Origin of the sequence: Pseudescherichia vulneris (assembly GCF_902164725.1) — a bacterium.
Lineage (GTDB): Bacteria > Pseudomonadota > Gammaproteobacteria > Enterobacterales > Enterobacteriaceae > Pseudescherichia > Pseudescherichia vulneris.
Map to the genome: position 1 here is coordinate 3,930,626 of NZ_LR607338.1, position 10,370 is coordinate 3,940,995.

The window sequence follows — 10,370 nt, forward strand, 5'->3', positions numbered from 1 at the left end:
ATCACTGGGTTCCTCTTCATTCAGGACTTTCTCATCGAAAGCCTCAACTCCGTTCTCATCAAATTCCGCATCTTCATTTAGATCATGAACTTTCAGCGTATTCTGACTCATAAGGTGGCTCCTACCCGTGATCCCTGAACAAAATCTCCATACCCCTTTTCTTCGTCGCGGCAGCGGCTTTTGCACAAGCTGCCACGGCAAAGCAAAGATAGTATAACGACTTTGCCAAATTATCGCTGCGGTAAATAACGCAGCGGGTTGACGGATTTCCCCTTGTAACGAATTTCAAAATGCAAACGTGTAGAACTGGTTCCGGTGCTACCCATGGTAGCTATCTTCTGCCCCGCCTTGATGTCTTGTTGTTCCCGGACCAGCATCGTATCGTTATGGGCGTAGGCACTCAGGTAATCATCGTTATGTTTGATGATGATAAGATTACCGTAACCGCGCAGAGCGTTACCGGCATATACCACGCGTCCATCTGCGGTCGCGACGATAGCCTGGCCTTTCGACCCTGCAATATCGATCCCTTTATTGCCACCTTCGGTTGCAGAGAAGTTATCGATAACGTTGCCATCAGTAGGCCAGCGCCATGTTGAAATTGGTGCGCTGGTTGACGTACTGCTGGCTGTCGGTTCGGTGGTACTTACCTCAGAATTGCTAACCGTAGGTGCTGTAACAGGCGCTGTGACTACCGTCGCAGGCTTGTTGTTCGGCAACATTTTGTTAGCACTCTGTTCACCTGAGTCCTCAGAATACGTAATTGTCGGTTGCGGCGCAACTACTACGGTTGATTTTTGTGCAGGCGGAGTCACGATTCCTTGCGCGGAAGCATCGGCCTGAGTAATTGCATTACCGCCAGTAATTGGCGTGCCGGATGAATTCCCGACCTGGAGAACTTGCCCGACATTCAGGCCATACGGGGCGGCAACGTTATTCCGCTGGGCCAGGTCACGGAAATCATTACCCGTTACCCAGGCAATGTAAAACAGTGTATCACCGCGTTTCACCGTGTAAGTGCTGCCGCCAGTATAGCTACCTTTCGGAATGTTCCCATACTGACGATTGTAAACAATTCGACCATTTTGCGTCTGAACTGGCTGCGACGTCACCGGTTGAGGGGTCGCTGGCTGAATGGTCGTTGGCGGCGCGATAACCGGCTGAATTTGCGGTGCCTGCTGCGGTGTGCTGCCCATCTTCGGTGGAGGGGTAATTAACATCCCGGACTCGGTGCTGCTGCCGGACGCGTTGCCGCCGTCAACCGAGCTTACCGGTGCGGGTGGATTACCAGAATTTGAGCATCCTGCCAGCCAGAGCGAAACCAGTGACAGTGCCGCAATCCGGCTTAAGGTGAATGTTGGGCTTCCCGTGCTCATTTATCCCCCAAAAATGTATTTGCTTGTGCGTGTTGAAAACCGTGGCGTTATTTAACGCCGCCCCACCTTACGCTTAAACTCGCTGAAAACTTTAGGAAAAATCCGGGTCTCAGGCCAGTTCGCCTTTCACCAGCGGGACAAAGCGTACGTCTTCCACGGTTTCGATGATAAATTCGCTTCCCCGTCGATGAATGCACTTTAGCTGCTGGTGCTCATCGCCCACGGGTAAAACGAGAATGCCGCCGTTATCCAGCTGCGCCAGAAGCGCAGCGGGGATCTCCGGCGGTGCGGCCGTCACAATAATGGCATCAAACGGGGCGCGTGCCTGCCACCCCTGCCAGCCATCACCATGACGCGTAGAAACATTGTGCAGATCGAGCTGCTTCAGGCGACGGCGCGCCTGCCACTGAAGACTCTTGATGCGCTCAACGGAGCAGACATGGCGCACCAGATGCGCCAGGATAGCAGTCTGATAGCCAGAGCCGGTGCCGATCTCCAGCACTCTGGAGTCCGGCGTCAGCACCAGCAGTTCGGTCATCCGCGCCACCATATAGGGCTGCGAAATGGTCTGCCCCTGGCCGATAGGCAGCGCGACGTTTTCCCACGCTTTGTGTTCAAACGCTTCATCAATAAATTTCTCACGGGGAACCCGTGCGATGGCCTCCAGGACATGTTCATCTTTAATGCCCTGGCTGCGTAACTGATCGAGAAGGGCTTGTACGCGTCTGCTTACCATTGCGTGTTCACCCCGGCACGACTTAGCCAGTCCGAAACAACGTCACGCGCACCGTACGCCGTAAGATCGACATGCAGCGGCGTCACCGAGACGTAGCCTTCATCCACGGCGGCAAAGTCAGTGTCCGGCCCGGCATCGTGTTTCTCACCCGGCGGACCAATCCAGTAGAGCGTATTGCCGCGCGGATCCTCCTGCGGAATGACCTTATCCGCCGGATGGCGACTGCCGCAGCGGGTCACGCGAATGCCTTTGATCTGATCGAGAGGCAGATCGGGCACGTTGATATTGAGGATGCGGCCAGTGCGCAGCGGCTCCCGGCTCAGGGCGCGGAGAATGGAGCAGGTCACGGCGGCGGCGGTGTCATAGTGCGTGTAGCCGTTAAGCGAGACCGCCAGCGCCGGGAAACCAAGGTGACGCCCTTCCATTGCCGCGGCTACCGTCCCGGAGTAGATCACATCGTCGCCAAGGTTCGGCCCGGCGTTGATCCCGGCGACGACGACATCCGGACGCGGGCGCATCAGCGCATTGACGCCCAGAAAGACGCAGTCGGTAGGCGTCCCCATCTGCACGGCGATATCGCCGTTCTCGAAGGTAAAGGTACGAAGTGACGATTCCAGCGTCAGGGAGTTAGAGGCTCCGCTGCGGTTACGATCGGGCGCGACAACCTGCACATCGGCAAATTCCCGTAAAGCATGGGCCAGAGTCTGAATACCCGGCGCATGGATCCCGTCATCGTTACTCAGCAATATTCGCATAATCACCCGATGTATTGATAAGTTCCCTTACAACGCTGGTGGCAAAGCTCCCGGCTGGTAGCCAGAAGCGCAGTTCGACAGTGACATCATCCCACCAGTTCCAGCTCAGCTGCTGCGGATAGAGCAGCGCGGCTCGGCGCGATGCCTCAACCTTTTCGCGCACCAGCAGAGACTGTAACAGAGGCGAATCGCTAATGGCCGCCTCTTCACGCGCCAGCGCTTCACGCTGGGTTCCCCACTCGCCGATGCCCGGCAGCGCAGCGGTAATCAACAGCGCTTTGTCATCAACGCGTGTCTGCAGCGCGGCCAGCTCTTCCGGCGTGGCCACGAACCAGCTTCCGCGCCCCGCTAATTGTAGCGCATCGCCGTCAACAACTTGATTAAAGTCCGCTTTTTTCAGGCGCTCGCTGACGATCTGATTAAACAACGCGCTGCGGGCCGCCGACAACCAAAAACTGCGTTTATTGCGATCGCGCACCGGGGCATCGCTCTGCGCCCAGCGCAGCGCACCGTGCAGGTTGCTGCCGCCGATACCAAAGCGCTGCGCACCAAAGTAGTTCGGCACGCCCTGCTCGGCGATTGCCGTAAGACGCGCCTCGACGTCAGCGCGATCGCTGACCTCGCGCAGCACCAGCGTAAACTGGTTGCCCTTCAGCGCGCCCAGCCGCAGCTTGCGTTTGTGACGCGCGTACTCCAGCACCTGGCAGCCTTCCAACCGAAACGCGCTGAGATCCGGCATCTCTTTACCCGGCACGCGGGCGCAGAGCCACTGCTCGGTCACTGCATGCCTGTCTTTCTGCCCGGCGAAGCTGACCTCCCGGGCGGAAATTTTAAGGAATTTTGCCAGCGCGTCGGCGACAAAGCGAGTATTGCAGCTGGTCTTCAGCACCCGCACCAGAATATGCTCGCCCTCGCCGTCGGGTGCGAAGCCTAAATCTTCTACCACGACGAAATCTTCCGGGTTAGCCTTCAGCAGGCCGCTGCCCAGCGGTTTGCCATGCAGGTACGTCAGCGCGTCAAACTCGGTCATTTAGCCGCCTTGACTAACAGCGCCACGGCTTCGCAGGCAATGCCTTCGCCGCGTCCGGTAAAGCCCAGCTTCTCGGTGGTGGTGGCCTTAACGTTAACGTCATCCATGTGGCAGCCGAGATCCTCTGCAATAAAGATGCGCATCTGCGGAATATGCGGCAGCATTTTCGGTGCCTGGGCGATGATGGTCACATCCACGTTGCCAAGGGTATAGCCTTTCGCCTGGATACGACGCCAGGCTTCGCGCAGCAGCTCGCGGCTGTCAGCGCCTTTAAATGCCGGATCGGTGTCCGGAAAGAGCTTGCCGATATCGCCCAGCGCCGCCGCGCCAAGCAGCGCATCGGTTAAGGCGTGCAGGGCCACGTCGCCATCGGAGTGCGCCAGCAGGCCTTTCTCATAGGGAATACGTACGCCGCCGATGATGATCGGGCCTTCGCCGCCAAAAGCGTGTACGTCAAAGCCGTGTCCAATACGCATTATCAGTTCTCCATAGAGGCGTTACGGGTAAGATAAAATTCTGCCAGGGCCAGGTCTTCAGGCCGCGTCACTTTAATATTATCAGCGCGACCGGCAACCAGCTCGGGATGGTAACCGCAGTGCTCCAGCGCTGAGGCCTCATCGGTGATGGTTGCCCCATCGTTAAGCGCCCGCGTCAGGCACAGTTTAAGCAGCGGCAAGGGGAAAAATTGGGGGGTTAGCGCGTGCCACAGATCGTTACGATCCACGGTATGGGCAATGGCGCTCTTGCCAGGCTCAGCGCGCTTCATGGTATCGCGCACCGGGGCAGCCAGAATGCCACCCGTACGGCTGGTTTCGCTAAGAGAGAGCAGGCGGGAGAGATCGTCCTGATGCAGGCAGGGACGGGCCGCATCGTGCACCAGCACCCACTCGGCATCGCCGGCAGCGTGCAGCCCGGCCAGCACCGAATCGGCGCGCTCTGCACCACCGTCCACTACGATCACCTGAGGATGATGCGCCAGCGGCAGCCGGGCGAAGCGTTCGTCGCCAGGGCTGACGGCAATAATCACCCGTTTAACACGCGGATTTGCCAGCAACGCCGCAACCGCGTGTTCAAGGATGGTTTTATTGCCAATCGAAAGATACTGTTTAGGGCATTCCGTTTGCATACGACGGCCAAATCCGGCGGCCGGTACGACGGCACAGATGGCCGGAACTATTGCTGCCATGTAAGAAAACCTGGGCCTGTTATCGATTATTTTGTGGTGACCCTGGAGTGCGTTTAGACGCATCCGGAACCAGACGATAAAAGGTTTCGCCCGGCTTGGTCATACTGAGTTCGTTACGTGCACGCTCTTCAATCGCTTCCTGGCCGCCGTTGAGATCGTCAATTTCGGCGAACAGCTGATCGTTGCGCGCTTTTAGCTTAGCGTTTGTTGCCTGCTGGACTGTGACATCATCGCTGACGCGGCTGAAGTCGTGGAGGCCATTCTTGCCAAACCACAATGAATACTGTAGCCAGACCAGCAAAGCCAGCAACAGCAGCGTTAATTTACCCATCCTGCCCCCTGTAAAACGGCATCATCATCCCATAACTTACGCCAGGACTCCACTCTAAGCCGATGCCGTAACGACGCTGCCAAATGTACCATACCTCACGCGCTCCAGGCACTGTCCACTCCTGGAAACATCGTCTTAAAAAGCGTTACGGTTTGAATTATGGCGTGCTTTAACCCATCAGCCACATAAATAGCATGCCGAACATGGCGACGCTGGCGAGCGCCGTCACCAGGCTGCTGTAAACCAGCCTGCCGTTAAGCAAGGAGTGGATGGCAATCCCGACCATAACCGCAACGGGCATCAGCGCCAGAAAGAACGGCCAGGTATAGAGAAAGAAAAAGAGGGTGTTAGAGCCGTACAGCAGGAACGGAATGCTTAGCGCCAGCAGCCATGAGGCAAAGCCAACGACAGCGCCTGGCAGTGACCAGGTCGTCTCTTCGTTGGCAACGCCGGTTTCAGATGGGGTAATAGTAATATTCTGGCTATTGCGCATAGTGGATCCTGTGACCTGACTTGCCGGGCGCAAAACCCGGCGTTGTCTCAGGATCTGATAATATCGTCCCGTTTCAGTAGATCTAATAATTGAGCCACTAAATTTGTTACTAATTGTTCGCCGTCCAGATGCACCTCGGGTAACTCAGGTGCCTCATAAACGGAATCGATGCCGGTAAAGTGGCGTAGCTCACCGGCCCGTGCCTTTTTATACAGCCCTTTGGGATCCCGCGCTTCGCAGGTAGCCAGGGAGGTATCAACAAAGACCTCGTAAAAGCGCCCCTCGCCTACGCGCTCGCGCACCATCTGCCGTTCGGCACGGTGCGGAGAGATGAAAGCCGTTAGCACCACCAGCCCCGCATCGACCATCAGCCGGGCGACCTCGCCCACTCGGCGGATGTTCTCCTTGCGATCGTCGTCGCTGAAGCCCAGATCGCTGCACAGACCGTGGCGTACGTTATCGCCATCGAGCAGATAGGTGCTCACACCCAGCCGATGCAATGCCTCCTCCAGCGCCCCGGCCACCGTGGATTTACCCGAGCCGGATAGCCCGGTAAACCACAGCACAACCCCACGGTGGCCGTGGAGTTGCTCCCGCTGCTGCGCGGTGACGGGATGGGCGTGCCAGACGACGTTCTCGTCATGATCCGCCATTATTTGCCTCCCAGCAGATCGCGCGCGCCCCAGTGTGGGAAGTGCTTGCGTACCAGCGCGTTCAACTCCAGCTCAAAGGCGCTGAACTCAGACGGCGCAGCCACGGCGTCAGCGTTCGGCTGATTGACCATGCCCGCCCCAACGGTAACGTTACTCAGGCGGTCGATAAAGATCATCCCGCCGGTAACCGGGTTGTCCTGGTATTTATCCAGCACCAGCGGCTCGTCAAAGGTCAGATCAACCAGGCCGATGCCGTTAAGCGGCAGCGCATCGACGCTGCGCTGGGTCAGGTTATTGATGTCCACCTGATACTGAACGCCGTCCACCCGCGCACGGGTCTTCTTGCCGGCGATTTTGATGTCGTAGCTCTGGCCAGGGGTCAGCGGCTGCTCGGCCATCCAGACCACGTCTACTGCGGCGCTCTGCACGGCTGGCAGGCTCTCCTGCGCATCCAGCAGCAGATCGCCTCGGCTGATGTCAATCTCATCCTTCAGCACCAGGGTGACCGCTTCGCCCGCGCCCGCCACCTGTAGATCGCCATCGAACGTGACAATGCGTGCCACCGTGGACTCTACGCCTGACGGCAGTACCTTAACGCGCTGGCCCACCTTGATGCTGCCGGAGGCCACGGTACCGGAGAAGCCGCGGAAGTCGAGATTCGGACGGTTAACGTACTGCACCGGGAAGCGCATCGGCTGGGTGTCGACTACGCGCTGGATCTCAACGCTCTCCAGCACTTCCAGCAGGGTCGGGCCGCTGTACCACGGCATGCTTGCGCTCTGGCTGGCAACGTTATCTCCTTCCAGCGCCGACAGCGGCACAAAGCGGATATCGAGGTTGCCCGGCAGCTGCTCGGCAAAAGTCAGGTAGCTCTGGCGAATCGTGTCAAAGGTCTCTTCGCTGAACTCCACCAGGTCCATTTTGTTTACCGCCACCACCAGGTGCTTAATGCCCAGTAGGGTGGAGATAAAGCTGTGGCGACGGGTCTGATCCAGCACGCCTTTACGCGCGTCAATCAGCAGGATCGCCAGATCGCAGGTCGAGGCCCCGGTAGCCATGTTACGGGTGTACTGCTCGTGCCCCGGGGTATCGGCGATAATAAATTTGCGTTTTTCAGTAGAGAAGTAGCGGTAGGCCACGTCAATGGTGATCCCCTGCTCACGCTCGGCCTGCAGGCCATCCACCAGCAGTGCGAGGTCGAGCTTTTCGCCCTGGGTACCGTGGCGCTTGCTGTCGTTGTGCAGCGTGGAGAGCTGATCTTCATAAATCTGGCGCGTGTCGTGCAGCAGACGGCCAATCAGGGTGCTTTTGCCGTCGTCGACGCTGCCGCAGGTCAGAAAGCGCAGCAGGCTTTTGTGCTGCTGGGCGTGCAGGTACGCTTCGACGCCGCCTTCATTAGCAATTTGTTGGGCAATAGTGGTATTCATGGCGGCTCCTTAGAAGTATCCCTGGCGTTTTTTCAGCTCCATCGAGCCGGCCTGATCCCGGTCGATGACGCGCCCCTGGCGTTCGCTGGTGGTGGAGACCAGCATCTCTTCGATGATCTCCGGCAGCGTCCTGGCGTCAGACTCTACTGCGCCGGTCAGCGGCCAGCAGCCGAGGGTACGGAAGCGCACCATGCGCTGTTTAATCTCTTCGCCCGGCTGCAGGTCGATGCGGTCGTCATCGATCATCATCAGCATGCCGTCACGTTCCAGCACTGGACGCTCAGCCGCCAGGTAGAGCGGAACGATTTCGATATTTTCCAGGTAGATGTACTGCCAGATATCCAGCTCGGTCCAGTTCGACAGCGGGAAGACGCGGATGCTCTCACCTTTGTTGATCTGGCCGTTATAGTTGTGCCACAGCTCCGGGCGCTGGTTTTTCGGATCCCAGCGGTGGAAGCGGTCGCGGAAGGAGTAGATACGCTCTTTCGCGCGGGATTTCTCCTCGTCGCGGCGCGCACCGCCGAAGGCCGCGTCAAAGCCGTACTTATTCAGCGCCTGCTTCAGCCCTTCCGTCTTCATGATATCGGTATGCTTGGCGCTGCCGTGCACGAAAGGGTTGATCCCCATCGCTACGCCTTCCGGATTTTTATGTACCAGCAGCTCGCAGCCGTAGGCTTTGGCGGTACGGTCACGGAACTCATACATCTCACGGAATTTCCAGCCAGTGTCGACATGCAGCAGTGGGAAAGGCAGCGTACCCGGATAGAAAGCCTTGCGTGCCAGGTGCAGCATAACGCTGGAGTCTTTACCGATAGAGTACATCATCACCGGATTGGAGAATTCAGCCGCCACCTCGCGAATAATATGGATGCTTTCCGCCTCCAGTTGTCGCAGGTGGGTGAGTCGTTTTTGATCCATAACCGTTCCTTAAAGGGAAATTGACCACACGAGACGATCTGTTCTGTGCGTCTGTTATCTGTCGCATGCGTCGCTAAAAACAAGGGATAGAGGGACTATAGGGGGCGTCTAAGACCGAATGAAATTACGAATTGGAATGAGTAGTTACTCAATGGAATAACGTTGAGCAAAAGCAAATATCAAAAAGTGCTTAACGTGAGAAAATACGGGCGTTTAAGCGTAATTGAAATTGTGTAACTCCGATCACAGTTTCATACTAAGCAGGTCAAAAATTTTGCTTCATTTTTAAGGACTCCCTATGTTTCCCGCATTGCGCCACCTCGCTATGGCTCTGGCGCTCGGTGTGTGCTTTACCGTGCCGGCACAGGCTACGATCGGCCAGCTCGGCGAGATGGCCAGCGAGCAGGCTCGCCATATTGCTACCTATTTCCCAGGCCGCATGACCGGCACACCTGCGGAGATGCTCTCAGCCGACTATCTGCGCCAGCAGTTTGAACAGATGGGCTACCAGAGCGACATCCGCAAGTTCAACAGCCGCTACATCTATACCTCACGCAATAAGAACCAGAACTGGCACAACGTGACCGGCAGTACGGTCATCGCCGCCCACGAAGGCAAGCTGGCTCAGCAGATCATTGTGATGGCGCATCTCGATACCTACGCGCCGCGCAGCGATGCCGATAGCGATAACAACCTTGGCGGCCTGACGTTACAGGGGCTCGACGATAACGCCGCCGGACTGGGGGTGATGCTGGAGCTGGCTGATCGGCTGAAGGATATGCAGACCCAATACGGCATCCGCTTTATCGCCACCAGCGGCGAAGAGGAGGGACGGCTGGGCGCGGAAAATCTGTTACAGCGCATGAGCGACGCCGAGAAGAAAAACACCCTGCTGGTGATCAACCTCGATAACCTGATCGTTGGCGATAAGCTCTATTTTAATAGCGGCAAAAGCACGCCTGCCGCCGTGCGCAAGCTGACGCGGGATCGCGCTTTAGCCATCGCTCGCCAGCACGGTATCACCGCCACCACCAATCCGGGCCTGAACCCAGACTATCCGAAAGGTACCGACTGCTGCCACGACAGCGAAGTGTTCGATCGCGCGGGTATCCCGGTGCTCTCCGTCGAGGCCACGAACTGGTCGCTGGGGAAAAAAGATGGCTACCAGCAGCGGGCAAAAACCAAAGCGTTTCCCGACGGCACCAGCTGGCATAACGTGCGTCTGGATAACCAGCAGTTCATCGACAGCGCCCTGCCCGGCCGCATCGAGCGCCGCAGCCGCGACGTGATGCGGATTATGCTGCCGCTGATGAAGGAGTTGGCGAAGGCGGAGAAGAACTCATAACGCCATCGTAGTTTGGTAGGCCGGGCAAGCGCAGCGCCGCCCGGCATGAGTGCGGCCAATCTGGGATGTTAGGCTTGCTTTAGCTCTTCAAAAATTTCAGGGTGCTTATCGAGAGCCTTG

At 57.6% G+C, this 10,370-nt stretch carries 12 protein-coding genes; 1 reads left to right on the forward strand and 11 read right to left on the reverse strand.

The features are described 5' to 3' along the window. Nucleotides 1–230: 230 nt before the first annotated feature. The 11 genes from nlpD to cysD form a co-directional block, all read right to left on the reverse strand. Nucleotides 231–1,376: a murein hydrolase activator NlpD gene (nlpD, locus tag FN633_RS16235; protein WP_154058428.1), complete on the reverse strand. Its 1,146-nt coding sequence runs from the start codon at nt 1,374–1,376 to the stop codon at nt 231–233. A 109-nt stretch (nt 1,377–1,485) separates the two neighbouring features. Beyond that, on the reverse strand, nt 1,486–2,112 hold the full coding sequence (locus tag FN633_RS16240; RefSeq protein WP_154058429.1) for a protein-L-isoaspartate(D-aspartate) O-methyltransferase: 627 nt from the start codon (nt 2,110–2,112) through the stop codon (nt 1,486–1,488). Then, nucleotides 2,106–2,867 (reverse strand): 5'/3'-nucleotidase SurE, encoded by a 762-nt coding sequence (gene surE / locus FN633_RS16245; RefSeq protein WP_042387819.1) that lies wholly within the window; start codon nt 2,865–2,867, stop codon nt 2,106–2,108. Before surE ends, FN633_RS16240 begins: the two co-directional genes overlap by 7 nt. Beyond that, complete coding sequence (gene truD, locus FN633_RS16250) at nt 2,848–3,897, reverse strand: tRNA pseudouridine(13) synthase TruD (protein WP_154058430.1); 1,050 nt, start codon at nt 3,895–3,897, stop codon at nt 2,848–2,850. Before truD ends, surE begins: the two co-directional genes overlap by 20 nt. Then, on the reverse strand, nt 3,894–4,373 hold the full coding sequence (ispF, locus tag FN633_RS16255; RefSeq protein WP_042387822.1) for a 2-C-methyl-D-erythritol 2,4-cyclodiphosphate synthase: 480 nt from the start codon (nt 4,371–4,373) through the stop codon (nt 3,894–3,896). Before ispF ends, truD begins: the two co-directional genes overlap by 4 nt. Nucleotides 4,374–4,375: 2 nt before the next feature. Next, nucleotides 4,376–5,083, reverse strand: coding sequence for a 2-C-methyl-D-erythritol 4-phosphate cytidylyltransferase (gene ispD, locus FN633_RS16260; RefSeq protein ID WP_154058431.1), 708 nt, complete (start codon nt 5,081–5,083; stop codon nt 4,376–4,378). Between the two features lie 19 nt (nt 5,084–5,102). Continuing rightward, nucleotides 5,103–5,414 carry a cell division protein FtsB gene (gene ftsB, locus FN633_RS16265; protein ID WP_042387824.1) on the reverse strand — a complete coding sequence of 104 codons (312 nt, stop codon included), beginning with the start codon at nt 5,412–5,414 and terminating at the stop codon, nt 5,103–5,105. Between the two features lie 169 nt (nt 5,415–5,583). Further along, entirely contained in the window at nt 5,584–5,907 is a 324-nt protein-coding gene (locus FN633_RS16270; protein ID WP_042387825.1) for a DUF3561 family protein, read from the reverse strand. A gap of 47 nt (nt 5,908–5,954) precedes the next feature. Beyond that, nucleotides 5,955–6,560 carry an adenylyl-sulfate kinase gene (cysC, locus tag FN633_RS16275; RefSeq protein WP_042387827.1) on the reverse strand — a complete coding sequence of 202 codons (606 nt, stop codon included), beginning with the start codon at nt 6,558–6,560 and terminating at the stop codon, nt 5,955–5,957. Beyond that, a complete protein-coding gene (cysN, locus tag FN633_RS16280) occupies nt 6,560–7,987 on the reverse strand; it encodes a sulfate adenylyltransferase subunit CysN (RefSeq protein WP_154058432.1) in 1,428 nt (475 codons plus the stop codon). Before cysN ends, cysC begins: the two co-directional genes overlap by 1 nt. Before the next feature lie 9 nt (nt 7,988–7,996). After that, a complete protein-coding gene (gene cysD, locus FN633_RS16285; RefSeq protein ID WP_154058433.1) occupies nt 7,997–8,905 on the reverse strand; it encodes a sulfate adenylyltransferase subunit CysD in 909 nt (302 codons plus the stop codon). Nucleotides 8,906–9,203: 298 nt separating this feature from the next. On the opposite strand from cysD, the gene FN633_RS16290 reads away from it, so the two are divergent. Further along, on the forward strand, nt 9,204–10,250 hold the full coding sequence (locus FN633_RS16290; protein WP_154058434.1) for an aminopeptidase: 1,047 nt from the start codon (nt 9,204–9,206) through the stop codon (nt 10,248–10,250). Nucleotides 10,251–10,370: the final 120 nt, after the last annotated feature.

Excerpts from the sequence above, each read along its gene's own strand:
- nlpD (WP_154058428.1), bottom strand. The coding sequence starts at position 1,376 with ATGAGCACGGGAAGCCCAACATTCACCTTAAGCCGGATTGCGGCACTG.
- FN633_RS16240 (WP_154058429.1), bottom strand. The coding sequence starts at position 2,112 with ATGGTAAGCAGACGCGTACAAGCCCTTCTCGATCAGTTACGCAGCCAG.
- surE (WP_042387819.1), bottom strand. The coding sequence starts at position 2,867 with ATGCGAATATTGCTGAGTAACGATGACGGGATCCATGCGCCGGGTATT.
- truD (WP_154058430.1), bottom strand. The coding sequence starts at position 3,897 with ATGACCGAGTTTGACGCGCTGACGTACCTGCATGGCAAACCGCTGGGC.
- ispF (WP_042387822.1), bottom strand. The coding sequence starts at position 4,373 with ATGCGTATTGGACACGGCTTTGACGTACACGCTTTTGGCGGCGAAGGC.
- ispD (WP_154058431.1), bottom strand. The coding sequence starts at position 5,083 with ATGGCAGCAATAGTTCCGGCCATCTGTGCCGTCGTACCGGCCGCCGGA.
- ftsB (WP_042387824.1), bottom strand. The coding sequence starts at position 5,414 with ATGGGTAAATTAACGCTGCTGTTGCTGGCTTTGCTGGTCTGGCTACAG.
- FN633_RS16270 (WP_042387825.1), bottom strand. The coding sequence starts at position 5,907 with ATGCGCAATAGCCAGAATATTACTATTACCCCATCTGAAACCGGCGTT.
- cysC (WP_042387827.1), bottom strand. The coding sequence starts at position 6,560 with ATGGCGGATCATGACGAGAACGTCGTCTGGCACGCCCATCCCGTCACC.
- cysN (WP_154058432.1), bottom strand. The coding sequence starts at position 7,987 with ATGAATACCACTATTGCCCAACAAATTGCTAATGAAGGCGGCGTCGAA.
- cysD (WP_154058433.1), bottom strand. The coding sequence starts at position 8,905 with ATGGATCAAAAACGACTCACCCACCTGCGACAACTGGAGGCGGAAAGC.
- FN633_RS16290 (WP_154058434.1), top strand. The coding sequence starts at position 9,204 with ATGTTTCCCGCATTGCGCCACCTCGCTATGGCTCTGGCGCTCGGTGTG.